Source organism: Arthrobacter sp. UYCu723 (genome assembly GCF_054059215.1).
In genome coordinates, this window is record NZ_JBSSBW010000001.1 from 1,142,974 (window position 1) to 1,167,311 (window position 24,338).

Annotated in this window: 28 protein-coding genes and 2 pseudogenes; 9 read left to right on the forward strand and 21 right to left on the reverse strand. The window is 66.5% G+C overall.

The window, feature by feature from the left end; genetic code table 11:
- Both purQ and purL read left to right on the forward strand, forming a co-directional pair.
- Nucleotides 1-759, forward strand: coding sequence for a phosphoribosylformylglycinamidine synthase subunit PurQ (gene purQ, locus ACVWZ8_RS05110; protein WP_426975898.1), 759 nt, complete (start codon nt 1-3; stop codon nt 757-759).
- Nucleotides 756-3,095 (forward strand): phosphoribosylformylglycinamidine synthase subunit PurL, encoded by a 2,340-nt coding sequence (purL, locus tag ACVWZ8_RS05115; protein ID WP_456503999.1) that lies wholly within the window; start codon nt 756-758, stop codon nt 3,093-3,095. Before purQ ends, purL begins: the two co-directional genes overlap by 4 nt.
- Nucleotides 3,096-3,179: 84 nt before the next feature.
- On the opposite strand, the gene ACVWZ8_RS05120 is transcribed toward purL, so the two are convergent.
- The 5 genes from ACVWZ8_RS05120 to ACVWZ8_RS05140 all read right to left on the reverse strand — a co-directional run bounded on the left by ACVWZ8_RS05120 (nt 3,180) and on the right by ACVWZ8_RS05140 (nt 5,938).
- Nucleotides 3,180-3,473: a DUF503 domain-containing protein gene (locus ACVWZ8_RS05120; RefSeq protein WP_426979796.1), complete on the reverse strand. Its 294-nt coding sequence runs from the start codon at nt 3,471-3,473 to the stop codon at nt 3,180-3,182.
- 97 nt (nt 3,474-3,570) lie between these two features.
- The gene (locus tag ACVWZ8_RS05125) at nt 3,571-4,116 is read right to left on the reverse strand and encodes a DUF1990 family protein (protein ID WP_456504000.1); all 546 of its coding nucleotides are present in this window, start codon (nt 4,114-4,116) and stop codon (nt 3,571-3,573) included.
- Nucleotides 4,113-4,523, reverse strand: coding sequence for an MmcQ/YjbR family DNA-binding protein (locus tag ACVWZ8_RS05130; RefSeq protein ID WP_456504001.1), 411 nt, complete (start codon nt 4,521-4,523; stop codon nt 4,113-4,115). Before ACVWZ8_RS05130 ends, ACVWZ8_RS05125 begins: the two co-directional genes overlap by 4 nt.
- 50 nt (nt 4,524-4,573) lie before the next feature.
- Nucleotides 4,574-5,404, reverse strand: coding sequence for a polysaccharide deacetylase family protein (locus ACVWZ8_RS05135; RefSeq protein WP_456504002.1), 831 nt, complete (start codon nt 5,402-5,404; stop codon nt 4,574-4,576).
- Nucleotides 5,405-5,512: 108 nt separating this feature from the next.
- Nucleotides 5,513-5,938 (reverse strand): CoA-binding protein, encoded by a 426-nt coding sequence (locus tag ACVWZ8_RS05140; RefSeq protein ID WP_426975895.1) that lies wholly within the window; start codon nt 5,936-5,938, stop codon nt 5,513-5,515.
- A 313-nt stretch (nt 5,939-6,251) separates the two neighbouring features.
- Between ACVWZ8_RS05140 and ACVWZ8_RS05145 the strand changes: the two are divergent.
- Together ACVWZ8_RS05145 and ACVWZ8_RS05150 are read left to right on the forward strand one after the other, a co-directional pair.
- Nucleotides 6,252-6,619 (forward strand): annotated as a pseudogene (locus ACVWZ8_RS05145) (AMP-binding protein); the annotation flags it as partial.
- 4 nt (nt 6,620-6,623) lie between these two features.
- On the forward strand, nt 6,624-6,719 hold the full coding sequence (locus tag ACVWZ8_RS05150) for a CoA-binding protein (RefSeq protein WP_456504003.1): 96 nt from the start codon (nt 6,624-6,626) through the stop codon (nt 6,717-6,719).
- 164 nt (nt 6,720-6,883) lie between these two features.
- Here the strand turns inward: ACVWZ8_RS05150 and ACVWZ8_RS05155 are convergent, their stop codons facing one another.
- From ACVWZ8_RS05155 to ACVWZ8_RS05180, 6 genes are all read right to left on the reverse strand, one after another.
- Complete coding sequence (locus ACVWZ8_RS05155) at nt 6,884-7,069, reverse strand: hypothetical protein (protein ID WP_456504004.1); 186 nt, start codon at nt 7,067-7,069, stop codon at nt 6,884-6,886.
- Between the two features lie 218 nt (nt 7,070-7,287).
- On the reverse strand, nt 7,288-8,031 hold the full coding sequence (locus ACVWZ8_RS05160; protein ID WP_456504005.1) for a hypothetical protein: 744 nt from the start codon (nt 8,029-8,031) through the stop codon (nt 7,288-7,290).
- Complete coding sequence (locus tag ACVWZ8_RS05165; RefSeq protein ID WP_456504006.1) at nt 8,028-8,576, reverse strand: RNA polymerase sigma factor; 549 nt, start codon at nt 8,574-8,576, stop codon at nt 8,028-8,030. Before ACVWZ8_RS05165 ends, ACVWZ8_RS05160 begins: the two co-directional genes overlap by 4 nt.
- 88 nt (nt 8,577-8,664) lie before the next feature.
- Complete coding sequence (locus ACVWZ8_RS05170; protein ID WP_426975887.1) at nt 8,665-9,183, reverse strand: hypothetical protein; 519 nt, start codon at nt 9,181-9,183, stop codon at nt 8,665-8,667.
- A 277-nt stretch (nt 9,184-9,460) separates the two neighbouring features.
- The gene (locus ACVWZ8_RS05175) at nt 9,461-10,750 is read right to left on the reverse strand and encodes an adenylosuccinate synthase (RefSeq protein ID WP_426975886.1); all 1,290 of its coding nucleotides are present in this window, start codon (nt 10,748-10,750) and stop codon (nt 9,461-9,463) included.
- Between the two features lie 188 nt (nt 10,751-10,938).
- Nucleotides 10,939-11,274 carry a hypothetical protein gene (locus ACVWZ8_RS05180; RefSeq protein WP_426975885.1) on the reverse strand — a complete coding sequence of 112 codons (336 nt, stop codon included), beginning with the start codon at nt 11,272-11,274 and terminating at the stop codon, nt 10,939-10,941.
- Between the two features lie 48 nt (nt 11,275-11,322).
- Here ACVWZ8_RS05180 and ACVWZ8_RS05185 point away from each other — a divergent pair.
- Together ACVWZ8_RS05185 and ACVWZ8_RS05190 are read left to right on the forward strand one after the other, a co-directional pair.
- Nucleotides 11,323-11,496, forward strand: a pseudogene (locus ACVWZ8_RS05185) (epoxyalkane--coenzyme M transferase); the annotation flags it as partial.
- Between the two features lie 237 nt (nt 11,497-11,733).
- Nucleotides 11,734-12,366: a uracil-DNA glycosylase gene (locus tag ACVWZ8_RS05190; RefSeq protein WP_456504007.1), complete on the forward strand. Its 633-nt coding sequence runs from the start codon at nt 11,734-11,736 to the stop codon at nt 12,364-12,366.
- 132 nt (nt 12,367-12,498) lie between these two features.
- Here ACVWZ8_RS05190 and ACVWZ8_RS05195 read toward each other — a convergent pair whose 3' ends face one another.
- The 3 genes from ACVWZ8_RS05195 to ACVWZ8_RS05205 form a co-directional block, all read right to left on the reverse strand.
- The gene (locus tag ACVWZ8_RS05195) at nt 12,499-12,921 is read right to left on the reverse strand and encodes a DUF3151 domain-containing protein (RefSeq protein WP_426975883.1); all 423 of its coding nucleotides are present in this window, start codon (nt 12,919-12,921) and stop codon (nt 12,499-12,501) included.
- Nucleotides 12,921-13,943: a class II fructose-bisphosphate aldolase gene (fbaA, locus tag ACVWZ8_RS05200; RefSeq protein WP_456504008.1), complete on the reverse strand. Its 1,023-nt coding sequence runs from the start codon at nt 13,941-13,943 to the stop codon at nt 12,921-12,923. Before fbaA ends, ACVWZ8_RS05195 begins: the two co-directional genes overlap by 1 nt.
- A 143-nt stretch (nt 13,944-14,086) precedes the next feature.
- The gene (locus ACVWZ8_RS05205) at nt 14,087-14,761 is read right to left on the reverse strand and encodes a TrmH family RNA methyltransferase (RefSeq protein WP_426979795.1); all 675 of its coding nucleotides are present in this window, start codon (nt 14,759-14,761) and stop codon (nt 14,087-14,089) included.
- A gap of 91 nt (nt 14,762-14,852) precedes the next feature.
- On the opposite strand from ACVWZ8_RS05205, the gene ACVWZ8_RS05210 reads away from it, so the two are divergent.
- A complete protein-coding gene (locus tag ACVWZ8_RS05210) occupies nt 14,853-15,707 on the forward strand; it encodes an HAD-IIA family hydrolase (protein WP_426975881.1) in 855 nt (284 codons plus the stop codon).
- A 15-nt stretch (nt 15,708-15,722) separates the two neighbouring features.
- On the opposite strand, the gene ACVWZ8_RS05215 is transcribed toward ACVWZ8_RS05210, so the two are convergent.
- From ACVWZ8_RS05215 to ACVWZ8_RS05225, 3 genes are all read right to left on the reverse strand, one after another.
- Entirely contained in the window at nt 15,723-16,763 is a 1,041-nt protein-coding gene (locus ACVWZ8_RS05215) for a thioesterase domain-containing protein (protein WP_456504009.1), read from the reverse strand.
- A 98-nt stretch (nt 16,764-16,861) separates the two neighbouring features.
- On the reverse strand, nt 16,862-16,996 hold the full coding sequence (locus tag ACVWZ8_RS05220; RefSeq protein ID WP_456504010.1) for a hypothetical protein: 135 nt from the start codon (nt 16,994-16,996) through the stop codon (nt 16,862-16,864).
- Nucleotides 16,997-17,169: 173 nt separating this feature from the next.
- The gene (locus tag ACVWZ8_RS05225) at nt 17,170-17,649 is read right to left on the reverse strand and encodes a hypothetical protein (RefSeq protein WP_456504011.1); all 480 of its coding nucleotides are present in this window, start codon (nt 17,647-17,649) and stop codon (nt 17,170-17,172) included.
- Nucleotides 17,650-18,609: 960 nt separating this feature from the next.
- On the opposite strand from ACVWZ8_RS05225, the gene ACVWZ8_RS05230 reads away from it, so the two are divergent.
- Nucleotides 18,610-18,777, forward strand: a complete 168-nt coding sequence (locus ACVWZ8_RS05230) for a hypothetical protein (RefSeq protein WP_456504012.1) — start codon at nt 18,610-18,612, stop codon at nt 18,775-18,777.
- Nucleotides 18,774-19,133 carry a ribbon-helix-helix protein, CopG family gene (locus ACVWZ8_RS05235; protein ID WP_456504013.1) on the forward strand — a complete coding sequence of 120 codons (360 nt, stop codon included), beginning with the start codon at nt 18,774-18,776 and terminating at the stop codon, nt 19,131-19,133. The genes ACVWZ8_RS05230 and ACVWZ8_RS05235 overlap by 4 nt, the downstream gene beginning before the upstream one ends.
- Before the next feature lie 242 nt (nt 19,134-19,375).
- Here ACVWZ8_RS05235 and ACVWZ8_RS05240 read toward each other — a convergent pair whose 3' ends face one another.
- The 4 genes from ACVWZ8_RS05240 to ACVWZ8_RS05255 all read right to left on the reverse strand — a co-directional run bounded on the left by ACVWZ8_RS05240 (nt 19,376) and on the right by ACVWZ8_RS05255 (nt 24,319).
- Nucleotides 19,376-20,530 carry a glycerate kinase gene (locus ACVWZ8_RS05240; RefSeq protein ID WP_426975875.1) on the reverse strand — a complete coding sequence of 385 codons (1,155 nt, stop codon included), beginning with the start codon at nt 20,528-20,530 and terminating at the stop codon, nt 19,376-19,378.
- Nucleotide 20,531: 1 nt separating this feature from the next.
- Entirely contained in the window at nt 20,532-22,034 is a 1,503-nt protein-coding gene (dctA, locus tag ACVWZ8_RS05245) for a C4-dicarboxylate transporter DctA (protein WP_456504014.1), read from the reverse strand.
- A 145-nt stretch (nt 22,035-22,179) separates the two neighbouring features.
- A complete protein-coding gene (locus ACVWZ8_RS05250; protein ID WP_456504015.1) occupies nt 22,180-23,277 on the reverse strand; it encodes a tartrate dehydrogenase in 1,098 nt (365 codons plus the stop codon).
- A gap of 112 nt (nt 23,278-23,389) precedes the next feature.
- Complete coding sequence (locus tag ACVWZ8_RS05255) at nt 23,390-24,319, reverse strand: LysR family transcriptional regulator (RefSeq protein ID WP_456504016.1); 930 nt, start codon at nt 24,317-24,319, stop codon at nt 23,390-23,392.
- Nucleotides 24,320-24,338 lie beyond the last annotated feature (19 nt).

Here is a 24,338-nt window from a genome sequence, read left to right on the forward strand (position 1 = left end):
ATGACTGAACTCCCCCTGATCGGCGAGGCAATCGCCGTTGCGGCAGAACCCAGGCTCGCCGGTGCGAAAATCGGCGTCGTCACCTTCCCCGGAACCCTCGATGACCGCGACGCCGCCCGCGCGGTCCGTCTGGCTGGCGCCACCCCGATTGCCCTCTGGCACGCCGACACCGCTCTGGGCGACGTCGACGCCGTCGTGATTCCCGGCGGTTTCTCTTACGGCGATTACCTCCGCGCCGGCGCAATCGCCCGCTTCGCGCCGCTGATGTCCAAGATCATCGACGCCGCCAACTCCGATGCCAAGCTGCCGGTGCTGGGCATCTGCAACGGCTTCCAGATCCTGACCGAGTCGCACCTGCTGCCCGGCTCAATGATCAAGAACGACCACCTGAAGTTCATGTGCCGCGACCAGGTACTGCGGGTGGAGAACAACACCACGGCGTGGACGGGCGACTACGCCGCCGGCCAGGAAATCACCGTGCCGCTGAAGAACCAGGACGGCCAGTACATCGCCGACGAAAAGACCCTGGACGCCCTCGAGGCGGAAGGCCGCGTCGTCTTCCGCTACGTCGGCTTCAACCCGAACGGCTCGCGCCGCGACATCGCCGGCATCTCCAACGCCGCCGGCAACGTCGTGGGCCTCATGCCGCACCCGGAGCACGCGGTGGAAACCGGGTACGGACCGGAGATCGGGTCAAGCACCGAGGGCCTCGGCTTCTTCACCTCAGTCCTGAACAAGATCGTGGGAGATAACAAATGACGGAGACGTCGACGGGCCGGACGGCCGGAAACGCCACCGAGACCAAGAAGTTCAACATCGACACCGTCGAGAACGCGGCCAAGACGCCGGACACTGAACTTCCCTGGGCCGAGCTGGGCCTGAAGCAGAACGAGTTCGACGAGGTCGTGAAGGTCCTGGGCCGCCGCCCGACCGGCGCCGAGCTCGCCATGTACTCCGTGATGTGGAGCGAGCACTGCTCCTACAAGTCCTCGAAGAACCACCTGCGCCAGTTTGGCGAAAAGGTGACCGACGAGATGAAGAAAGACATGCTGGTGGGGATCGGCGAAAATGCCGGTGTCACCAATCTGGGCGACGGCTGGGCCGTGACGTTCAAGATCGAGTCGCACAATTCGCCGTCGTTCGTGGAGCCCTACCAGGGCGCCGCAACCGGCATCGGCGGGATTGTCCGCGACATCATCTCCATGGGCGCCCGCCCGGTAGCGGTGATGGATCCGCTGCGCTTCGGCGCCATTGACCACCCCGACACGGCCCGCGTCATGCACGGCGCCGTGGCCGGGATCGGCGGCTACGGCAACTCGCTGGGCCTGCCCAACATCGGCGGCGAAATGGTCTTCGACTCCGTGTACCAGGGCAACCCGCTGGTCAACGCTCTCGCCGTCGGCGTGATGCGCCACGAGGACATCCGCCTCGCCAACGCCTCGGGCAAGGGCAACAAGGTGGTGCTGTTCGGTGCCCGCACCGGCGGCGACGGCATCGGCGGCGCCTCCGTGCTGGCCTCGGAGTCGTTCGATGACACCAAGCCGTCCAAGCGCCCCGCCGTCCAGGTGGGCGACCCCTTCGCCGAGAAGGTCCTGATCGAGTGCTGCCTGGAGCTGTTCAAGGGTTCCCTGGTTGAGGGTATCCAGGACCTGGGCGCCGCCGGCATTTCCTGCGCCACGTCCGAGCTCGCCTCCAACGGCGACGGCGGCATGGAGGTCGAACTGACCTCCGTCCTGCTGCGCGACCCCACCCTGACCCCGGGCGAAATCCTGATGTCCGAGTCGCAGGAACGCATGATGGCCGTGGTCACCCCCGGGAACATCGCCGCGTTTGAAGCGGTCATGGACAAGTGGGCGGTGGAGTACTCCTGGCTGGGCGAGGTGACCGATACCGGCCGCCTCATCATCACGTGGGAAGGCGAAGTGATCGTCGACGTCGACCCGCGCACCGTGGCCCACGACGGTCCGGTCTACGACCGCCCGTATGCCCGCCCCGAGTGGCAGGACGCCGTCCAGGCCGACTCGTTCACCGGGTCCGTGCAGGACACCGGCCGCCCCTCCGCCCCCGCGGAACTGGCCGCCGCCATGACCGAACTCGTTGCTTCGCCGAACATGTGCAGCAAGTCCTGGATCACCAAGCAGTACGACCGCTACGTCGGCGGCAACACCGCCATGGCGTTCCCTGATGACGCAGGCGTGGTCCGGGTGGACGAGGAGACCGGCTTGGGCGTGGCCCTGGCCACCGACGCCAACGGCCGCTACACCTACCTCGATCCATACCACGGCGCACAGCTGGCCCTGGCCGAGGCGTACCGGAACGTCGCCACCTCCGGCGCGGTTCCGATGGCCGTCAGCGACTGCCTGAACTTCGGCTCCCCCGAGGACCCCGACGTCATGTGGCAGCTGGCCGAGGCGATTCGAGGCCTCTCCGACGCCTGCATGGTGCTGGGCATCCCGGTCACCGGCGGCAACGTCTCGCTGTACAACCAGACCGGCACCACGCCCATTCACCCGTCCCCCGTGGTGGCCGTGCTGGGCAAGTTCGACGACGTCGCCCGCCGCACGCGGTCAGGCTGGCGCGAGGACGGCCAGGCCATCTACCTGCTGGGCACGACGGCGGCAGAGCTGGACGGTTCGGAATGGTCCAACATGCGCGGCCACCTCGGTGGGCTGCCGCCCAAGGTGGACCTCGCCGCCGAACGCGCACTGGGTGAAATCCTGATCAATGCCTCCCGCGACGGCATGGTGGACTCCGCGCACGACCTCTCCGAAGGCGGCCTCGCGGCAGCCCTGGTGGAGTCCTCACTGCGCTACGGCGTGGGTGCCCGGATCGCGCTGCAGGATGTCCTGGACCGCGACGGCGTGGACCTGTTCACGGCACTGTTCTCCGAAACCCAGGGCCGCGCCATCGTGGCGGTCCCGCGCTCGGAGGAGATCCGGTTCAAGGACATGTGCACCGCCCGCGGCTTCGCGCACGTCCGGGTCGGCGTCGTCGACGCTGAAAGCGGCAAGCTGGAGATCAACGGCGTCGAGACAATGTCCCTCGAGGCGCTCCGCGAAGCCCACGAGGCGACCCTGCCGAAGTACTTCGGTTAACCCCTCCCGCTGACAGCAACGCGGGGTCACTTGCCGCCCATAAATCCCCCTCGGGATGGGCGCTAAGTGACCCCGCGTTGCTGTTCAGTCGTCGCTGCGGAGTTCCCGCTGGCGGGCGCTGAGCAGTTCGAGTTCGGGCCGTGCGGCCATGAAGCGTTCGACGGCGGCCAGCACCTCAACGAGGTGTGCACGGTCTGGCGCGACCAGCCCGACGCCGATGACAGTGCGCCGGTACTGGTCCTGCAAAGCCGCTTCGGTGACAGAAACATCGAAGCGGCGCTTGAGCTCCGCCAGCACGGGCCGCACCACTGAGCGTTTCTCCTTCAGGCTGTGGACATCGCCGAGAAGGAGGTCGAATTCAATCCAGCCGATCCACATGCCGCGCCCTTCTTCGCTACGCGATGGTGAGTTCCCGTCCGGTCGAAGTCCCGCAGCCGGTCAAGGGTACGTTGATCCAGCATCTGCCAACTCCTGCTCAGTTCACTCCGGCGGCCAGTTCCTGGGCGCTCCTAATGTAGCGGGACGTGATGCGGCCCCGTACCCGCTTCGCCAGGGCGCCGCCGGCGGCGTAGAACCAGTTAGACGGAACACCGAAAGCCGTAATTTCGATCGTCACGATGCCCTTGTCATTGATTTCTATCTCGAACGCCTCCTCGCCGCGGACTGGATGCCCCGGCAGGGTGCCGTAGCCGAAACCAGCGGATTGCGGCTCGCCCCCGGGCACCGGGCGGCGGACCCAGACGACCTCGCAGGGCGCGTTGATCCGGAACGGCCCGATTCCGAAGCCGCTCACAACCCGCGCGCCGGGCCTCACGACGTCGGAGTCGGTGCGGACCCGCAAACCCGCCCGCTTCTGGAGCTGCCACGAGAACACGCCCCGGACCACGCGCCGGTACGTCGCGAGGCCTTCGCCGACGTACGCCAAGGTCACGAGGCACTCGACGTCCAACGGCGGCGGGCCGTGCTCCGTGGAGCCGATCCCGTCGTAGTTCAGCTCGCCGTCGGCGATGCGCCCGCTCACGGCCGCGCCTCCCGGGCGAGCCGCGCCCAGCCGAGCTGTTCCTGCTGGCGCCGGGTCAGGGTTGCGACGACGAGGTCGTAGGAGTCCTCCACCATGTCGCAAACCATCGAATCGGGCAGGGACCCGTCCAGCCGGACGCCGTTCCAGTGGGTCTTGTTCAGGTGCCAGGCTCCGGTGATCTCAGGGTGGGCGGCGCGCAACTGCTCGGCCAGTGCCGGCTCGCACTTCAGGCTCACCGCGAAATCATCCTCGTCCATCGATGACAGGGCGAACATCTTGGCTTCGTGGCGGGCGCCTCCGGATACCGCGGCCCGTACCTTGAAGACTGACGTCTCCGGCCCGAACGGAAAATCCTCGAAGGCGCCGGGAAAGCCCAGGCAGAGCCCCCGGAGTTCAGCTACTTCCATGTGTCGAGCCTACTTCCCTCCCCCGACATTTGGGGCGGCCTGGGTCGGGCTCAGGCGACGCCGAGGAAGCTCTCCAGCAGCACTACTTCAAGTCCGGCAGCCAGCTGGGCCGCGCGGAACGCTGCCAGATCGGCGGCGAATTCCTGCCGGAAGTGCATCAGCACAATATCGCCTGGCCGCAGCGAGTTCCCGTGCTGGTAATCCATCCGACCGGCGTTCGCCTTGGCTTCCCACGTGACGATGGCCTTCAGGCCCGCGGCCGCCACGGCCTGCCGCATGGCGTCGGAGTACGCGCCTCCGGGGGGCCGGAAGAGGGTGGGCCGGCGCCCGAACTGCTGCTCGGCGTAGTCCTGCATTCCCGCGATGTCTGCCAGTTGCTGCGGGTAGCCGGATTGCCGGACCATGTTGATGTTGTGGCTCAGCGTGTGGTTTTCCACCAGGCTGCCCTGCGCGGCGAATTGCTGGAAAAAGCCAGGATCCTCCTGGACGAAGGTCCGGGCGAGGAAGAGGGACGCCGGGTAGTCGTAGGCGGCCATGAGCCGCACCATTTCGGGAGTCCGGACCGCCCCGTCGTCGATGGTCAGGAAGACCACGGGGTGCTTGGTCGGGATTCTCGTCAGGACCGGAACCAGCCCGCCGTGCACGGGCGGCAGGGTGAAATCCGGAATGAAGGAGCGGCGGAGGCGTTTGATGCCGGCCGGCCCGGGCGCCGGGGTGCCGGCGTCGGACGCGGTCGATGTGTCGGGCTGTCCGGAGCGTTCCGGCGCCGCACACGCCCCGACGGCCGCGACGAGCGAGGCTCCCAGCAGACCAAGCGCCGCCCTGCGTCCGGGGGCGTCCGGGCGGAAAACCGGCAGCCCTGACGGTCGGTTCCTGCGCATGCTGATCCTGGCTTCCGGGGAATGATTCAGCAGAAGACTAGCAGAGGAACAAGGCGGTTCCAGGCGCGAGCTTCACGGACCGGTTTGCAGACGGGTTTGCGAACGGCCTTACAGACCGAAGCGCCGGGCGTCCTGCGCCGGGCAGGCGTTCATGATGACGTCGAGTCCGGCGGCTCTCGCCCGGGCAGCCGCCGCTTCATCGATGACGCCGAGCTGCAGCCACACGGCCCGGGCGCCGACGGCGATCGCCTGGTCCACGATATTCCCCACCTTGTGCGAGTTCACGAAACAGTCGACGACGTCGATGGGGCGCTTCTCCGCCGGGATGTCGGCAAGGCTGGCGTAGCCCGTTTCGCCGTGGACCGGATCCGCCGGAAGATTCACCGGGATGATCTCCATGCCCAGCCGGTCCCGGATGAATAGCGAGGTGTCATAGGCAGCGCGCCACTGGTTGGTGGTGAGGCCGACGACGGCCCACCGCCCCTTGGCGCGCAGGAGCCTTTCCAGGACGGCAGGATCGTTGACGTGAGGCATGAGCACAGCCTAGCGGCCGCGGCAGCAGGCCCCCGGCAGTGACGGCGCGACGCGGTGCATTGCCGAACAAGTGACTGAGCCAGGACCAGGTCGAAAGGCGTGGACGAATATTACGCGATAAAGCGCCGATTTGGGAAAACCATCCGGTTCCATTTCGGTTGAGAGTGACCATCCCGAGCGGCCGAGAGACCTGGATCGATGAAGCCGCAGCAACCCTGGTCGCCGGAATCCGCCCTCTGACTCCGGCGATAGCAAGGAATTGAGCCACGGGAACCACCGGACTGACCACCCGGCGCAAAGGCTTTTTCCGTGGAACGCCATCGAGCACGTCCTGGTGGTCAACCGCACCACCGCCCCCGAGCTGCCGGACACCGTCCCGATGACTGCCGGCCGCGACGTGTGGTGGCACGACGCCGTCGGGCAAGCCTCCGAGGTCCACACCCCGGAGGCGTTCGACGCCGAGACGCCGCTGTTGACTATGTACACCTCAGGCACCACGGGGAAGCCCAAGGGCCTGGTGCATACCTCCGGCGGCTACCTCACCCAGGCGTCCTGGAGCTACCAGCACCTTTTCAGCAACCCGGACCGCGAGCTCCGGGACCAGGACGTCCACTGGTGCACCGCCGACCTCGCCTGGGTCACCGCCCACACCTACGAGCTGTACGCCCGCTCTCCAACGGACATTGTGGATGTCTTCCGGAAGCACGATGATTTACCGGGCGTCCTGGACGAGGCCATCGCGGCGGGCGCCAAGACGCTGTGGCTGCAGCTCGGATCCTGACATGAGGACGTTGCCAGGGAGGCGGAAGCCGCCGGGCTCGACGTCGTCATGGACCGCTGCGTGAAAATTGAGCATGCCCGCTTCCACGGCGGCCTGCACCTGGCCGGTTTCGACACCGGGGTCATCTCTTCCAAGCGGCAGGTGCTGGTCTAAGGGACGATGGCCTAGCCGGCTTCCTCGTCCTCTGCTGTACTTGGGGCGGGCAAGCTGTCCGGCGTCGTGTCCTCGAAATCTGCGCCCTCGGCGGGCTCTTGGGAATGGACTCGGATCTCCGACACGTCAGCGTCCGGATCTCCCTCAGCCGGCGCCTCGCTATGGCGGCGTTCGGATGCCTCAGGCGTTTCGCTCATGTCGCGTCCTTTCGTGTCCCTGCCCCAACGCCGCTCCACTGCCCGCTACCTGGAAGCCTGTAGCCGGAGCTGTCGATTTTTCCGGAGCGACTGCTTTTCTCATGGTGGCTTGGACACGTTTCAGGGTCAAGGCCTTCCTGAAGCCGGCGCATCCTGGCCTCCGTAAGCGGGACCCAGATCCGGCAACGGACAGGGTTTCCTCGCCCACGGGGAATCGCCTAAGGCCTGCCCGGGAGCTTCGTGGGAATTGCACTCGGGAGCGTGGGCGGCGCCGGAAGCGCGCTGACAGAGGTGCCCTGCCCGTCCGGTGGTCCAGGCACCGCCGGCATACCGGGCACGCCCGGCGAAGCCGGGCTTACCGGACCGCGGGGTGGGTTCGGCAGGACTCCGCCACGTCCGCCGGCGGGCGGCGTGGCAGCGGGCGGCGTGGCAGCAGGGGCCGGGGAGGCAGGCGGCGCCGCGGCGGACCCTGGGCCCGCCGGCACGGCTTCGGCCGTCGGCGTCGTGCCTGCGCTGGCGGCAGCCGTTGGTACCGGAGCGGCCGGAACGTTGGAAGGTGAGGGACTGGCTGGCTTCGGAGCCACGTCGGGTGCCGTGTCTGCGCGCTGGAGGATAACTCCCACGGTGTGGCTGACGCTCTGGCGGAAGTCCTCGCTGGAGGCAGCTACCGCGCCCGCGCCGAGGCTCATCGCGCCGATGACGGCTCCGCCGACTACCGCCAGCCGGCGCTTCCGGCCACGGCGGTCCGCCAGGCTCGCGACGCCGGCAGGCAGCGCTTCGTCCCCGGAAGCACCGGCCGCCAACAGGGCCGCCAGGTCGGCCCGGGGAGCCGGGGCCTGGTCCGGGACCAGGTCGCGGAGCTGTTCGAGCGAGCCACGGAGCTCGGTGGCAGCTTCGAGGCCGGACTCGCGGAGCATCGCCTGGATGCTGCCATCCTGCTGGGGTTCGCGTGTGCCGGTCATGATGCTGCGTGGTCCTTATCCGTGACGAGTTCGCGCAGGGCACTGAGCCCGCGCCGCTGAAGCTGTTTGATGGCTCCCGGTGTCTTGTCCATGATGCCGGCGACCTGGTCGATCGAGAGGTCCGCGACGATCCGCAGGACCAAGACCTCCCGCTGCTCTTCGTTGAGCTGTGAGAGGGTGCCGGAGATGCCGCCCAGGGAGCCCAGGGCTTCGTCCTCGGCGGAGGCGGAAGACCGTGTGTCATCCCGGGGATCGTATTCGGCCAAATACGGCGTACGCTCTGAGCGCCGCCGCTGGTCGACCAGCCTCGCGTGCGCGACAGAGAAGACAAAGGTTCGCAGACCGGCGTGGCCGCCGCTGACATTGGCCAGTTTCGGCAGGACGTCCACGAAGACGTCCTGCGTGAGTGCCTCCGCGTCTTCCACGCCGCGGGCCCGGAAGTAGCCGAGGACCGCGGGCGAAATCGCGGTGTAGACAGCGCTGAAGCCTGACGGGTCGCCAGCTAAGGCTGCTGACAATTCGTCATCGCTTAGCTGTTCTGCCAAGAGGCTGTCCTTCCGTGACTGCCGGGGGTGCGGCCCCAGCTAGTCTAGTGGCCGCACCCCGATGCCTCCGGTGGGAGGCGTGCACTACCTACTTGTCGAGCTCAGGCAGCTCAACGGACGGCTGGGCAGGAACGGCCGGAACGGCTGGCACACCCTTGGCGCCCGGGACAGCGGGAACAGCCGGAACCGCGGGCTTCACTTCGGCATTGGCGTGGGCGGCAGCCGCTGCGGCAGCACCGTGGGCGACGGCGTTGCCCTTGACGCTGGCACCGTCCTTGCCGGCCGTGACGGAGCCCTCGGCTGCAGCCTCATGGCCCTCGACGCCGGCCTCGCCGTCAACCGAAGCGCCGGCCTTGCCGTCAGCCGAACCGTCAACCGAAGGGATGGCCGGGACAGCGGGGGTTGCCGGAACGGCAGGAACTGCCGGCAGCTTCGGAGTTGCGGGGGCAGCGGGGGTAGCCGGGACGGCGGGCGTAGCGTGGGTCACGTCAGCCTGCTGGGTGCTGGACACCTGGGCCGCGTTGGCCAGTCCGATGCCGGAGAAGCCTCCGACTGCGAGGATGGCGGCGCCGACAGCAATCTTGGTGGTCTTGCTAACAGTCTTCATAAGAACGTACATCCTTTGGTTTGTTGGAAGGCCGGCCGGCGCCTGATGGGGGCAGGCGCCGGCCCGCGCTTACATTGAAAGGCCGGCCGGATCCCTGATGGGGGCCAGGCTCCGGCGGCGCTTACAAAGGAGTAATCGCTGGGGCACCCCGAAAGGTTACGCAGCTACCCGATTTTCTTTTTTCTTTTCCGCAATGATTCAAGACCGGCTTAACGACGACGACGGCGGGCCACCGTGTCAGGTGACCCGCCGCCGTCGAACGTGGGCTGTCAGTGAGTCAGTCGTTGATGAGGTCGTTGACCACGATGGTCTGGTCACGGTCCGGGCCGACGCCGATCGCCGAGAAGCGGGTGCCGGAGAGCTTCTCCAGGGCCAGCACATAGTTCTTGGCGTTCTCCGGCAGGTCGTCCAGGGTGCGGGCGCCGGTGATGTCCTCGGTCCAGCCTTCGAAGAACTCGAAAATCGGCTTGGCGTGGTGGAATTCGGTCTGCGTCATCGGCATTTCGTCGTGCCGGACACCGTCGACGTCGTAGGCCACACAGACCGGGATCTGCTCGATGCCCGTGAGGACGTCGAGCTTGGTGACGAAGTAGTCCGTGAAGCCGTTGACCCGGGAGGCGTGGCGCGCCAGCACGGCGTCGTACCAGCCGCAACGGCGGGGACGGCCGGTGTTGACGCCGAACTCGCCGCCGGTCTTCTGCAGGTACATGCCCATCTCATCGAACAGTTCCGTGGGGAACGGACCGGCGCCCACACGGGTGGTGTACGCCTTGATGATGCCGATGGAACGCGAGATCCGGGTGGGGCCGATGCCCGAGCCCACGGAGGCGCCGCCCGCCGTCGGGTTCGAGGACGTCACGAAGGGGTACGTGCCGTGGTCAACGTCCAGGAACGTGGCCTGGCCGCCTTCCATCAGGACCACCTTGCCCTCGTCCAGGGCGGTGTTCAGCACAAAGGTGCTGTCGATGACCAGCGGGCGGAGACGCTCGGCGAAGGAGAGGAAGTACTCCACGATCTCGTCCACCTCGATGTCGCGGCGGTTGTAGACCTTGACCAGCAGTTCGTTCTTCTGGCGCAGCGAGCCCTCGACCTTCTGGCGCAGGATCGAGGCGTCGAAGACGTCCTGGACGCGGATGCCCAGGCGGGCCACCTTGTCCATGTAGGCCGGGCCGATGCCGCGGCCGGTGGTGCCGATGGCACGGCTGCCAAGGAAACGCTCGGTGACCTTGTCCAGGACCTGGTGGTACGGCGCAACCAGGTGGGCGTTGGCGGAGATGCGCAGCTTGGAGGTGTCCGCACCGCGGGCTTCCAGGCCGTCGATCTCCTGGAACAGCGCCTCAAGGTTCACCACGCAGCCGTTGCCGATGATCGGGACCGCGTTCGGGCTCAGGATGCCGGCCGGAAGGAGCTTGAGCTCATACTTCTCACCGCCCACGACGACGGTGTGCCCGGCGTTGTTGCCGCCGTTGGGCTTGACGACGTAGTCGACGCGGTGGCCGAGCAGGTCAGTGGCCTTACCTTTGCCTTCGTCGCCCCATTGGGCTCCGACGATCACGATTGCTGGCATGGGATCCTCCCCCATTCGTTCGGGCCGAACCGCAGTCGAATTCCCGCAGCTCAGCGCCGTTCATGAGAATGCCCCGAATTCTGCCGCTGCTCTTTACCAACGCCAGAGTTCCGGGGCTCTTACCACCCAAGTTTAGCCGATCACAGTGCCGGGCACTCATTCGACCATCCAAGGGGCGGGCGCGGTGGCTAGGCCGCTGTGAACGCGAGGGCCGCCTCGGCCAGCACCGTCCACTCCTCCGCAGAGCCGGCCGGCACTTCGACCCAGTCCTTGAACGGCCGCCCCATCCCCGAGGGATCGAAGAGCCGTGCACCCGGAAGCCCGAGCGCCCGGGAGTGCTCCGGTGAGTCCCGGCCCAGTTTGAACGCCATGCTGTCGCCGTTGAGGCAGGCGATGGCCTTGCGGTTGACCATCAGCGCGCGGGCACCGAAGGTCTGGCCGAGGGTGACGCCGGCACCGGCCAGGTCCGCGGCCACCGCTTCGAAGGCCCCGACTGCGGCGGCCGAGGATTCTTGCTTCTTCATAGCTGCATCATCCCCCACGGCACTGTCTGCGGCACAGAGCGGTCACGACTTGAGCATCCGGACCTCGTGGCGGACCGGATCGTGCGTTTCGCGGACCTGGCGGGCCGGGAAAATGTGATTGCGTCCACAGATTGCGGCCTCGGCGGCAGGGTTCATCCGCAGATTGCTTTCGCGAAGCTGGAGGCCCCCGGTGAGGGCCCACGCCGCGCCAGCTCGCGGCTTTGCTCGCTTTCCGAGGGGTGCCGGCGGCAGCCTGATGCGGGGTCTGTTCCGTGGGCTGGGGCGGCGCCCCAGCCGGTTCCCGCCGCCCCGGGCCGGCCCGTCATTTCGCAGGGCTTGATAGACTAAATAAGGAACGACCAGGAATCGGTCCACACCACATTTTCAAACCACACCGTATTTGGCGTGCCCGCGTACGGCCTGGCAGCGTTACCAATCCCGCAGGAGACTCAGCAATATATGACAGCCTTGGCCACTGAAAATTCCCGCGAACAGCTTCTGAGCCGTCGTTACGAAGCTAGCGTCGCGGCCGTCAACGAGCTGTGCGACACGCTGCAGGCCGCCAAAGCTGGCACCACTGTGCCCTACGTGGACCCGATCCACGACGTCGACGAGTGCCGCATCATCAGCCTCTTCTCGAACATCGGGACCGAGGACGAGTCCGGCTTCATCACCGCCGGCGACGAAGAAGCGGGCACCCGGATGCTCGGCGTCCAGTGGAAGCTGGGCCTTCGCCCGGAGTACGTCATGCCGTGGAACGTTCACCCCTGGCACGTCGCCGGCGAGCCCAACGGCAAGTTCACGCCGGACCAGATCTCCGCCGGACTCAAGCCACTGCTGAAGTTCCTGGCCCTCGTTCCCCGCGCCTCCGTCATCGTTGCCCACGGCACCGAGGCGAACCGCCTGGCCAACCTGCTGCTCAAGACGGAGGTCCCGCTGCTGTGGCGCCGCGGTCTCAAGACCTACAAGGTGCGCTCGCTGAGCGGCCGCGCGTTCGCCGGCACCCCGGCCCGCCAGGAGCAGTACCTTGAGGAAATGCACACCGTCTACCAGGACGCCATGGCCCGGACCGGTCTGGCCAAGACCAGCTAGTCCCCACCCGCGCCCTAACCTCGCACGCTCGGCCAGGGAACCCGGCGGGCGTGGGCCCACCTGCAACGACGACGGCGGGCGCTCACCGAAAGGTGGGCGCCCGCCGTCGTCGTCGTTTCGACCGTGTTGTTGTTAGCTCGCTTCGATCGCTGCCTTGGCGGTGGGATCGGAGTCCTTAAGGAACTTCTCGATCCGCTCCGGTTCCTCGGCTTCGCCGATCGCCGCGGAGGCGCGGCCCAGCGAGTACAGGGCGCGCAGGAAACCGCGGTTGGGCTCGTGCTCCCACGGGATGGGCCCGACGCCGCGCCAGCCGTTACGCCGCAGCGAATCGAGGCCGCGGTGGTAGCCGACGCGGGAGTAGGCGTAAGAATCGATAGTCCGGCCCTCGCTCCAGGCCTCCTCGGCAAGCACGGCCCAAAGCAGCGAGGACGTCGGGTGCTTCTCCACCAGATCCAGCGCTTCCGCGCCCGCGTCCAACGCCGCGTAGACCTCGGTCTCGGCAGGCAGGAGCGTGGGCTCGGGACCCATCAGGTTCTTGCGGAACTCGTCGGACATTACTTGAGCGTCTTGCCGGTGGAGCCGAGCTGCTGGGTTGCCTCGACGACGCGGGCGGCGAGGCCGGCTTCGGCGGACGCGCCCCAGACGCGGGGATCGTAAAGCTTCTTGTTGCCAACCTCGCCGTCAACCTTCAGCACGCCGTCGTAGTTGCGGAGCATGTGGTCCACCACGGGGCGGGTGTAGGCGTACTGCGTGTCGGTGTCGATGTTCATCTTGATGGTTCCGTAGGAGACGGCGTCGGCGATCTCCTTCTCGGAGGAACCGGAGCCGCCGTGGAAGACGAGGTCGAAGGGGTTGGCCTTGCCGATCTTGGCGCCCACCTGCTCCTGAATGTCCTTCAGGATCTCCGGGCGGAGCTTGACGCCGCCGGGCTTGTAGACGCCGTGCACGTTGCCGAAGGTCAGCGCCGTGATGTAGCGGCCGTTTTCGCCGGAACCGAGGGCCTCGATCGTGGCGAGGGCGTCCTCGACGGTGGTGTAGAGCTTGTCGTTGATGGCGTTCTCGACGCCGTCTTCCTCGCCGCCGACCGTGCCGATCTCGACCTCGAGGATCATCTTGGCGGCCGCGGTGCGCTCGAGGAGTTCACGGGCGATCCGCAGGTTTTCCTGCAGGGTCTCGGCTGAACCGTCCCACATGTGCGAGCTGAACAGCGGGTTGCGGCCGGCCTTCACCTCGGCCTCGGACGCGGCGAGCAGCGGCAGCACGAAGCCGTCGAGCTTGTCCTTGGGGCAGTGGTCCGTGTGCAGGGCGATGTTGACGCCGTAGTTCTTGGCGACTTCGCGGGCGAACGCGGCGAAGCCCAGCGAACCGGCCACCATGTCCTTGGTGGAGGCACCGGACCAGTACGCAGCGCCGCCGGTGGAGACCTGGACGATGCCGTCGGACTCCGCCTCGGCGAATCCGCGGAGGGCGGCGTTCAGGGTCTGGGAGGAGGTGACGTTGACAGCCGGGAACGCGAAGCCGCCCGCCTTTGCGCGGTCGATCATCTCGGAGTAGATCTCTGGGGTTGCAATGGGCATGCTGACTCCTAAAGTGAATTTCGTCTGCTGGTTGGGTTGACCCTGGAGTGAACCTGTCGGCTACGATCCATCCTAGCCATTCCTGCGCCCTGGCCGTGTTTCTCCTCACTCGGCCCTGTAATACTGGCTGGCCGGCGCGCGAGTCAGCCCGGCAGCTGGTGGAAGACGTGCCGGCGGATCCAGGCGTGCATCGCGATGGCTGCCGCGGAGGCGGCGTTGATGGACCGGGTGGAGCCGAACTGCTCGATCGAGAGGGTGGCGAGGGCGGCCTCATGGACCTCGGGCGTCAGCCCGGGGCCCTCCTGGCCGAACACCAGCACGCAGTCCTTGGGCAACTCGTAGGTCTCCAGCGGGACGGAGTCCGGGAAGATGTCGATCCCGATGATCGCCAGCCCCTCCCCCTGCGCCCAGGCCACAAAGTCGTCCACCGTGGGGTGGTGGCGGACGTGCTGGTAGCGGTCGGTGACCATGGCCCCGCGGCGGTTCCACCGGCGTCGTCCGATAATGTGGACCTCTTTGGCGAGGAAGGCGTTGGCGGTGCGGACCACGGTGCCGATGTTGAGGTCGTGCTGCCAGTTCTCGATCGCGATGTGGAAGTTGTGCCGCCGGGAGTCGAGGTCCGCCACGATCGCCTCGTGCTTCCAGTAGCGGTATTTGTCGACGACATTGCGGCGGTCGCCATCCGCCAGGAGGTCCGGATCCCAGTGCCCGCCCTGGGGAAGTTCGCCTTCCCAGGGGCCGACGCCGACCTCCGCCTTGGTCTCTGCACCCGCCTCTGGCTCGACCGCATTCTCGACCCCTTTTCCGGCCGGCGGGATGGCGGGGGCTTCGCTGGGCGTCTCGGGTTCAGTCACGACTCAACCTTAGACTTAGGACACAGGAAGCGGCACACTTACAGCGGAGGACACCATGGCGGACCAGCGCAAAGCCCAGCGGACAGATGCAGACGAAGTACGATCCTCGTCGTCGGTGTACCGCAGCGGCCAGGACATCGAATGCTGGCTGACCGACATGGACGGCGTACTGGTGCACGAAAACCAGCCCATCCCCGGCGCCGCGGACCTCATCCAGCGCTGGGTGGACACCTCCCGGCGCTTCCTCGTCCTGACCAACAATTCCATCTATACGCCCCGGGACCTCGCCGCCCGGCTCAAGAGCTCCGGCCTGGAAATCCCCGAGGAGAACATCTGGACGTCGGCGCTGGCCACGGCGCAGTTCCTCAAGGACCAGGTGCATGGCTCGGAATCCGGCAACCGGGCTTACACGATCGGTGAAGCAGGACTCACGACGGCGCTGCACGAGGCCGGCTTCATCCTCACCGACCAGGACCCGGACTTTGTGGTGCTCGGCGAAACCCGCACCTACTCCTTCGAAGCGATCACGATGGCCATCCGCCTGATCCTGGGCGGCGCGCGGTTCATCGCCACCAACCCGGACGCCACCGGGCCGTCGAAGGACGGGCCGATGCCGGCAACGGGCGCGATCGCCGCGCTCATCACCAAGGCGACCGGCCGCGAGCCCTACATTGTCGGCAAGCCGAATCCAATGATGTTCCGCTCGGCGATGAACCAGATCGACGCGCACTCCGAGACCACGGCGATGATCGGTGACCGCATGGACACGGACATCATCGCCGGCATGGAAGCAGGGCTGCATACGGTGCTGGTGCTCAGCGGCATCACGCACCGGGACGACATCGCCGCCTACCCGTTCCGGCCCAACCAGATCTTGAACTCCGTGGCGGATCTGAAGAACCAGATCTAGCCCATTGGAACACCACTAGAACGCGGTTTTCCTGCCTCCACCGGAGGGCAGCGGGAACAGTTGGTCCTGCAGCTCCTCGATCAGCGGGCGGTAGACGAACGGGTTCCAGCCCGGGCTGGCGTGCGCCGGGCGGGCGCCGTCTGTGCGCAGCTCGTCGGACACCATGTTGTCCTTAAAGGTCAGCATCCAGGCCTCCCGCGCAGTCTCATAGTCCACGGTGCGGTCCCGCGGGTTGCCGATGAACGCCATCCGCGTGCCGCCGAGCTTCCCGGCGAAGCGGCTGGCATCAAAATGATAAATGTAGGCGGACTCCGACTGGACCAGCACGCTGGAGGGGGCGATCGGCGAGAGCTGCTCCAGCGTCTGGTCCAGGACCTGTCCCCAGCTGCGCTCGTCCTTGTGGAGCATCCGTTCACCGAGTTCATAGCCGCCGCGCAGCACCGAGGGAAAGCGGAATCCGCTTTCATAGAGGAACACCACCCCCTCGAACCAGCTCTGGTCCAGCACGTCGTATCTGCTGTTGGGGCTGGAATCGAGAAGGATGAACGCCACTTCGAGGCCGTGCAGCTCACGGAGCCGGGCCGCGACCTGGGTCGCCACCATGCCGCCGAAGCTGTGGCCGTAGAAATACAGGGTAGTGAGCTTCCGGGCGCGCACGTGCTCGATCACGGCGATCACGATCTGGTCGATGTCCAGGCCCACATTGGAATACCCGACGGCGGCCAGCTGACCCCGCTCGGTCAGGGCACCGCGCAGGGAGTTAAGAATCCACTGGGCTTCCTCCCAGCTGGTCTTGTAGCCGGGAAACAGGATCCAGCTGGCCGAGGGGAAATACATTTCGGCGGTGTCGTCCGGCACAGTGAGGATCTTGTTCACCCGGCGGGCGGCCTGGACCTGCCGGGTGAGCAGCATGTCCGCGGCCAGGAGCGAGGCGGAGCCCATGCCAAGGAGGAAATTCCGGCGCGAAAACCGCTTCAGTTCTGCGGCGTGCCCGAGTATGCGGGCCTCGGCGGAACCGGGACCGCGCCCACTGTTTTCTTCCGTCTCACGCGGCACACCCCTACCGTATCCACTGCTGAACACGGATCAGAAACCCGGCCGGATAACAGCTCAGCCACAGTCTCCGGGCGGAATCCGGCCCAGTAGTACAGTCGCTAGACCGGTTCCGGCTCGCGGCCGACCCCGCGCCTGCCGATTTCGCGGCTGATTTCCTCGTAGGAGGCCAGGAGTTCCGAGCTGGCCATGTCGGGCCCCTCATCGCCGATTTTCTTGTCCTTCGGCGGTGCCACCCTGTGATGCGTGGGAAGGGTGGCACCATGCTGGTGCACGCCGGTGATCGCCGCCGCGCCCGCCAGCGTTAAGGCACATCAGCGGGGCACGCGAGGCGGCTGCGCGGCGAGCGGTAGGTGGCCCTCAAAGCTGGGGACCGGTCCGAGACAGTACTGGCCCAGAGCCGTGATCCTCAGGGCCTGCAGCGCCCGTCATAGCGGCTGAGGCGTGGCAGCCAATCGGCGCCCCAGTGGTCGCGGAAATCGGTGCGTGCGCCGTCCGGCTCGATGTAGCGCACATCGATCAGTCCCAGCGTGGCGGCATACTCAAAAAGCACTGCAAGAACATACCGGCCCTCGAGCAGTTCCCACTTGTGCGCGCCGTCATAGCCGAAGCTGCCGTACTGCGGGTCCTCCAGGTAGAGCTTCCAGAGCCCGCGTTCACTCCGCTGGACGGTGGGCTCCATGCCCGCTTTCTGCATCCGGGCAAAGAGGTCATCGACCTCAACCCACTCACCGGCAGGCAGCAGGCGCAGGCTGTCGCCTGTGGTTGCACGCCGCCGTCCGGCCGCGCTGAGCACATTGGTGGACCGCTGTCCCTTCACCGCCTCGATGCGGCTGAACTCGTCGATGACACCGTTTTTGATCCACCGCCGCCACAGCAGCCTCAGCACGTCTGCCGGCTCTTTCGACAGCGCCGAGCGCCCTCGCGGGGTCAGCTGAAGCCGGCTGCCGTCCGCAAGACCACCGGCCTGGATCAGCAGAGGCCAGGCGAAGCTCGCAATGGCCTCGTCGTCATAGAAGTCACCGTTCGGAAGCGCTTCCGCCAGCAGCTTGACGGTCGCCGCAGATGGCCGCCGCGTCTTCGCGCTGCACCGGAGCGCGCCGCCTTCACAGTACGTGCCAGCAGTGCGTCCTTCAATCGAGACGCCGTAGGAGTCTCGTGCCTTTGTCCCGCGGAACTGAGCGGACGATCAGAGGAGCTTCCATCATTTCGCCAGAACGGAAGATCCTGGCCGAGGGCATCGACGTCCGCATCGCCGTCGACCCTTCCGCCCCGACGGGGCTCATGGTCACGGACCGCAAAACACTTGCGGCGCCAGGGCGACTGCAAAGTCTTTTAGCCGATATTGATGCCGACGAGCTGCAGGGCCCGGTTCGGACGGTTTCGGGCGGATCAGCCGGCGCCCTCCCACCCTTGCCGCCCGGGACGGCCGGCATAAGGGCCAGCTCGTGTTGGCCGCGCCCATGCCACCCGGCGCTGAAAAACCATGCGCCCGCCGCGGCCACCCCGCAGCCTGCCACGCCATGGTGACGATCCCGAACCGGGCCGCGAGCACCCGGGCATATGCCATCACCGCAGAAGGCGCCCGCCCGGCGGCCGCCGGCGCCGCGGCCGGCCAGATCCCGGCAGCGTCGGTGCCGTCACGGTGGACCAGCGCGGTGAACGCCTCCGTGATCCGGGGTGCAGACGCGGGAGATATTGTCTTGCAATACTCCCAATATAGTACGACAATATTGGTGTGGGAATCAGGTGGGCAGAGAGCGCAGACAAGCACGGCGTAGACCGTGAGGACGCGCTGAACGCGATCCTGAATCAGATCTAACATGTCCGGCAATTCGATGAACCGCGTGTGGATTCGAGCATCCGCCCGGACCTGTTTATCGGCCCCAGCCGGGACCGGCGCTTAATCCTTGAAGTCATGGCCGTCATCACACCTCCGAACGACATCCTGGTCTTCCACGTCATGGAAGCCCGCCGGAAAATCCTGGACATCGCAGAAAGGGAAACAGACAAGTGAATGAAACGAAGAAGGCCAAGGGCGGCCACGGGCTCGACGCCGAGGAGCAGGCCCGCTACGCGGAACTCGCCACCTGGGCAGAAACCGCCGATATCGGGCCGGAAGCCCGCATCACCAAAGCCCAAGGACCCGAGGCCGGACGGGCGCTGCTGGAAGCTGCTCTGGGTTCTGCGGAAGCAGTCAGGCGCGCTGTCGGCAAACCCTCACTTAGCGCCAAGGGAACATCGCCGTCACGTTCCCTGAGACTGCCCGAGGACATGGACGCCCAGCTGGTCGCACGGGCGAAAATGGAACACCGGAAACCCTCCGCCATCCTTCGGGATGCCCTGGCCGAATATCTCGCCAAAGCCTCCTGACCCGACCAAGGAGAAGCGGTTCCGCTTCAAGGGAAGCGGAACCGCTCCTCAAGTCGATCCCCCGCGGCGGAGTGGCTGAAAGCGGGCGGGGACGTGACCGATCTCCCGCTCAACGCGCGCATACTCCTCGTGGGCGTTGATACCTAGGTCTTCGGTATTGGTTGCGCCCGGGTGAAGACAGAAACGCCCGCCCGGGCTACGGTCAGGCGTTTCTGAGTTCTCTTGCAGCAGGTGACGAGCCGCTACAGGAGGCTTGTCCCGATGTCTTTGCCGATCCGGTGGAGCAGGGCGGCGGACAGTTCGGGGTCTTTGGACGAGTCCTGGTCGGTGTATTCGGCCAAGGTGTAGACCCGGGTCAGTGCCATTTCCGGCCACCGCTCCGTGGGGAGGAGGGAACGGCCGGCGACGGCGATGATCGGCCGGGTCCCTGACCGCCGTGCGACGGCGGCGGGCAGTTTCCCGGCCAGGGTCTGTTCATCGATGCTGCCTTCGCCCGTGATGACGATGTCGCAGTTGTCCTTGCGGGTGTTGAAGTCCAGCAGGTCCAGGAAGTAGTCGGCCCCTGAGACCTGCTGCGCCCCGAGCAGCAGGCAGGCGTAGCCGATGCCTCCGGCGCTTCCGGCACCGTCGTGCTCTGCCAGGGCGGCCGCGTCGGCGAACCCGGCTTCGGCCATTTTGGTGACGAGGTGTTCCAGGCCCTTGTCTAGTGCGGCGATGTCCTCGGGGCCGGCGCCCTTTTGGGGTCCGAAGACCGCCGGGGCGCCCTGGTCGCCGAGCAGCGGGTTGTGGACGTCGCTGGCGACGATGAGTTCGGTGTCGGCGAGTGCGGGGAGGGTGGTCCGGTGGATGGTGTCGATCTGGGCCAGGGCACGGCCGCTGCCGTAGAGCTGGCGGCCGTCGGCGTCGCGGAAGCTGTAGCCCAGTGCGGTGAGCATTCCCATGCCTCCGTCGGTGCTGGCGCTGCCGCCCAGGGCCATGACGATTCGGGCCGGGTTCAGGCTGAGTGCGAACAGGATGGCTTCGCCGAAGCCGCGGCTGGAGGCGTTCAGCGCCTCCAGCTGTCCCTCGGGCAGGAGTCCAAGCCCGCAGGTGTTGGCGACTTCGACGACGGCGGTGATGCCGTCGAAGGCGATGCTGGCCTGGACGTGCTGGCCGGTGGGTCCGGCGACGGTGTAGCTGCGCCGGGTGAACCCGGAGGCGACGGCGGCGTCAACGCTGCCGTCGCCTCCGTCCGCCAGTGGAAGCAGTTCGCAATGGACCGTCCCGGTCCCGGCTCCGGTTGCGGAGCGGAGCCCCGCTGCCAGGGCATCCGCTACTTCGCCAGCGGTGAGGCTGCCTTTGAACTTATCGGGTGCGATGAGGGTCCGCACGGTTTTCGGGGCGGTTGCGTTGTACATCTCAGATGGTTTCCGAGTAGGCGGGACGGCGGTCGTCCGTGGAGGGCGGGGCATCATCGGCGTGTCCTGCGTGCTTGGCGCTGATTTCCTTGGGCGCGTGGTGCCCATATTCGGTCAGGTCATCGTCGATGTCGGTCACTTCGTCGAGGTGGATAGGGTCCTCGTTGGGCATGGGCTCAACGGTTTCTCCGGCGAAGACCCGGCGGGCGCGGTCTGCGTCCAGGGTGCGGTCCCACCAGGCGATGAAGAGCGTGGCGACGGCGTTGCCGGTGAAGTTCACCAGGGCCCGGCATTCAGACATGAACTTGTCGATGCCGAAGATGAGCATGATGCCGGCGGCCGGGATGGTGCCGATGGTGGTCAGCGTGGCGGTCAGGGCGATGAAGCCGCCGCCGGCGACGCCGGCTGCGCCCTTGGAGGTGAGCAGCATGACGGCGAGCAGGCCCAGCTGCTGGCCGATGGTCAGGTCGGTGTTGGTGGCCTGGGCGATGTAGAGGGCTGCCAGGGAGAGGTAGATGGCGGCGCCGTCGAGGTTGAAGCTGTATCCGGTGGGCACGACGAGTCCGACCGTTTCCTTCTTCACGCCGGCGTGCTCCAGTTTGCGCATCAGGCCCGGCAGGGCCGGTTCGGCGGTTGAGGTGCCCAGGATGAGCATGTATTCCTCTTTGAGGTGGCGGATCATCGTGAAGATGTTGAGCTTCAGGAAGGCCATGACGGATCCGAGGACCACCACAACGAAGAGGATCGAGGTGATGTAGAAGAGTGCGATCAGCCCGCCCATGCTGGTAAGGGAGGAGACGCCGTATTTGCCGACGGCGAACGCCATCGCACCGAAGGCGCCGATCGGGGCGGCTTTCATGATGAAGCCCAGGATCTTGAACATGACGCCGGTCAGGCGCTGCACCCCGTCCAGGACGGGGGCGCCGACCTTGCCCATGGCGTTCAGGGCAATGCCGAAGACCACGGCGATGAAGATGATCTGGAGGATGTCGCCGTCAACGAAGGGCCCGACGATGCTGTTGGGGATGATGTGGGTGAGGAACTGCCACCATTCCTGGTGCGTGCCGGCGTCGATGAGCTTGGCTGCGGAGTCGGAGGTCTTGATCGAGCCGGCGTCGGCGTTGACGCCGTCGCCGAGGCGGAAGATGTTGATGGCGACCAGGCCGAAGATCATGGCGAAGATGGTGCCGACCTGGAAGTAGGTCAGGGCCTTCAGGCCGGTCATGCCGACCTTTTTGAGGTCCGCGACGCTGGCGATGCCGCCGACGATGGTCAGGAACACGATCGGCCCGATGAGCATTTTCATCGAGTTGACGAAGGTGGTGCCGATGGGTTCCATGGCGATGCCGACGGTCGGGGCGAGCCAGCCGACGAGGATGCCGATGAGAATGGCGGTCAGTACCCAGAAGTACAGCTGCTTGTACCAGCGTGTCTTGGGGGCCGCTTTCTTAGCTGACTGCGTCTTGGCTGGGGCAGCCGATCCGGCGGTGGTGATTTGGTCCATGATTCCTACCTCGTTGTGGAATGTCGCTGGAGGGGTGCTTGAAGAATGAAGTGGCGGGATGGACGGCGGCGGGATGGTGCACCGCCGTCCACTCCGGGCTTTGTACTGACCGCCGGGGTTTGACCCGGCTGGTCACGCGTTCTGGCTAGACGGCGGCCAGGGTGTGGCTGAGGGCCTTGATGATTGCTTCGGTGACGTCTTCGGTGTTGGCTTCGCCGCCGACGTCGCGGGTCAGGTACCCGGCGGCGGTGGTCTGCTCGATGGCGGCCTCGATCAGGCGGGCTTCGGCGTGCAGGCCGAAGTGGTCCAGCATCAGGGCGGCGCTGGCGATCGCGCCGATCGGGTTGCTGATGCCCTTGCCGGCGATGTTCGGTGCGGAGCCGTGGACCGGTTCGAACATGGACGGGAAGCGGCGCTCCGGGTTCAGGTTGGCGCTGGCTGCCAGGCCGAGGCTTCCGGCCAGGGCCGAGCCCAGGTCCGAGAGGATGTCTGCGTTCAGGTTCGAGGCGACGACGACGGAGAGGTCTTCGGGGTGCAGGATGAACTTGGCGCTCATCGCGTCGACGAGGACGCTTTCGGTGGTCACGTCCGGGTAGTCCAGGGCCACGCGCTGGAAGGTTTCGTCCCAGAGGACCATGCCGTACTGCTGGGCGTTGGACTTGGTCACGGAGGAGACCTTCTTGACCGTGCGGGTCCGGGCCAGGTCGAAGGCGAAGCGCATGATCCGCTCACAGCCCTTTTCGGTGAAGAGCGCGGTCTGCAGGGCAACCTCGTTGCCCGGGCCACGGCCGCTGAGGTTCCGGCCGCCCAGGCCGGCGTACTCGCCTTCGCTGTTTTCGCGGACAACGATCCAGTCGAGCTCGGTGTTGTCGGCCTTGCGCAGGGGGGACTGGATGCCCGGGAGGAACTTCACCGGGCGGATGTTGGCCCACTGGTCAAAGTTCTGCGTGATGTTCAGACGCAGGCCCCAGAGGCTGATGTGGTCCGGGACGTTTTCCCAGCCGACGGCGCCGAAGTAGATCGCGTCGAAGTCCTTCAGGGTATCAAGGCCATTGGGGTCCATCATCTGGCCGGTCTTTTCGTAGTAGCCGCAGCCCCAGGGGAACTCGGTCCACTCGAAGGCGAACTTTCCGCCGGAGTTCACTGCCAGGGCGTCCAGGACGCGGCGGCCAGCCGAGACGACTTCCTTGCCGACACCGTCTGCGGGGATTGAAGCGATGCTGAATTTCTGGGTGGCGCTCATGTGCCTACCTCCTCGTTGAGTGTGTTAGCAGCGTCACACTGCCCTTCCTCTTCAAGTAGAGGCCATGACACCAGACCGCGTCCAAGACCAAGATTCGATAGGGCAAATAGGCTCAGCCTATTGATCGAACCGGCGGGGGCGCATTTTCCGGCCCGGCTTCCACGTGCAGTTCCGCCACTTTCAGGAACGCCCGGGCCGCCGGTGTCAGGTCTTCCTTCCGGCTCAGGATCGCCACATCCAAGTGGGACACCGGTTCGATCAGCAAAGTCCGCAGCCCTGACCTGTGCGCCAACGGCGCCCAGGAGGACGGCATCACCGCGTGCCCGACGCCGGCCAGCACCAAGGGCAGGATCGAGGTGCGGTGCGCAACCTCGACGACGATTTCCGTATCGACGCCGTGCGCCAGTGCATCGTCAACCAGCCAGCGCATCAGTGATCCCCGCTGGCTGGCTATCAGCCGGTGGCCGCCCAGGTCTTCGCGCTGGATGGCCTCCTCCCCGGGGCTGAAAGTGTCGGCCTGGGGGTTGACGATGAGGATCAGCGGCTGGCGCTCCAGCTCCAAAACCTGGACACCCGGCACGCGGATCGGAGTGGAGGCTCCGGCAAGGCCGATCTCGGTGCTGCCGGTCCGGACTGACTCGATGACTTCCTCCGGCGTGAATGCGGCGCTGACGTTTAGACGGACGGAAGGGTGCTGCCGGGTGAAGCCGGCGATCATTGAGGTCAGCGGCTCGATCCCGGGCGAGGGCATAGTGATGATGTCCAGCCGGCCGCTGCGCACACCCCTGAGTGCCTGCACCGCGGACTGTGCGGCATCAAGATCGCGCATCACCAGCCGGGCCGGTCCGACGAGTTCCTTGCCCGCTTCGCTGAGGACCGCCCGGCGGCCGATGCGGTGGAAGAGCGGCACGCCAAGCTCCTTTTCCAGTCCGGCGATGGTCTGGGAGAGGGAGGGCTGGGCGATGAGGAGATGCTCGGCCGCGCGATTGAACCCGGCGTGGTCAACGACGGCCAGAAAATACTTCAGCTTTCGCGTGTCCACGCCAGCTCCTTCGCCGGTT

What these genes read in the sequence shown, in the direction of transcription:
- purQ (WP_426975898.1), top strand. Translation starts at nt 1, where the DNA reads ATGACTGAACTCCCCCTGATCGGCGAGGCAATCGCCGTTGCGGCAGAA.
- purL (WP_456503999.1), top strand. Translation starts at nt 756, where the DNA reads ATGACGGAGACGTCGACGGGCCGGACGGCCGGAAACGCCACCGAGACC.
- ACVWZ8_RS05120 (WP_426979796.1), bottom strand. Translation starts at nt 3,473, where the DNA reads ATGTGGATCGGCTGGATTGAATTCGACCTCCTTCTCGGCGATGTCCAC.
- ACVWZ8_RS05130 (WP_456504001.1), bottom strand. Translation starts at nt 4,523, where the DNA reads ATGGAAGTAGCTGAACTCCGGGGGCTCTGCCTGGGCTTTCCCGGCGCC.
- ACVWZ8_RS05135 (WP_456504002.1), bottom strand. Translation starts at nt 5,404, where the DNA reads ATGCGCAGGAACCGACCGTCAGGGCTGCCGGTTTTCCGCCCGGACGCC.
- ACVWZ8_RS05140 (WP_426975895.1), bottom strand. Translation starts at nt 5,938, where the DNA reads ATGCCTCACGTCAACGATCCTGCCGTCCTGGAAAGGCTCCTGCGCGCC.
- ACVWZ8_RS05155 (WP_456504004.1), bottom strand. Translation starts at nt 7,069, where the DNA reads ATGAGCGAAACGCCTGAGGCATCCGAACGCCGCCATAGCGAGGCGCCG.
- ACVWZ8_RS05160 (WP_456504005.1), bottom strand. Translation starts at nt 8,031, where the DNA reads ATGACCGGCACACGCGAACCCCAGCAGGATGGCAGCATCCAGGCGATG.
- ACVWZ8_RS05170 (WP_426975887.1), bottom strand. Translation starts at nt 9,183, where the DNA reads ATGAAGACTGTTAGCAAGACCACCAAGATTGCTGTCGGCGCCGCCATC.
- ACVWZ8_RS05175 (WP_426975886.1), bottom strand. Translation starts at nt 10,750, where the DNA reads ATGCCAGCAATCGTGATCGTCGGAGCCCAATGGGGCGACGAAGGCAAA.
- ACVWZ8_RS05180 (WP_426975885.1), bottom strand. Translation starts at nt 11,274, where the DNA reads ATGAAGAAGCAAGAATCCTCGGCCGCCGCAGTCGGGGCCTTCGAAGCG.
- ACVWZ8_RS05190 (WP_456504007.1), top strand. Translation starts at nt 11,734, where the DNA reads ATGACAGCCTTGGCCACTGAAAATTCCCGCGAACAGCTTCTGAGCCGT.
- ACVWZ8_RS05195 (WP_426975883.1), bottom strand. Translation starts at nt 12,921, where the DNA reads ATGTCCGACGAGTTCCGCAAGAACCTGATGGGTCCCGAGCCCACGCTC.
- fbaA (WP_456504008.1), bottom strand. Translation starts at nt 13,943, where the DNA reads ATGCCCATTGCAACCCCAGAGATCTACTCCGAGATGATCGACCGCGCA.
- ACVWZ8_RS05210 (WP_426975881.1), top strand. Translation starts at nt 14,853, where the DNA reads ATGGCGGACCAGCGCAAAGCCCAGCGGACAGATGCAGACGAAGTACGA.
- ACVWZ8_RS05240 (WP_426975875.1), bottom strand. Translation starts at nt 20,530, where the DNA reads ATGTACAACGCAACCGCCCCGAAAACCGTGCGGACCCTCATCGCACCC.
- dctA (WP_456504014.1), bottom strand. Translation starts at nt 22,034, where the DNA reads ATGGACCAAATCACCACCGCCGGATCGGCTGCCCCAGCCAAGACGCAG.
- ACVWZ8_RS05250 (WP_456504015.1), bottom strand. Translation starts at nt 23,277, where the DNA reads ATGAGCGCCACCCAGAAATTCAGCATCGCTTCAATCCCCGCAGACGGT.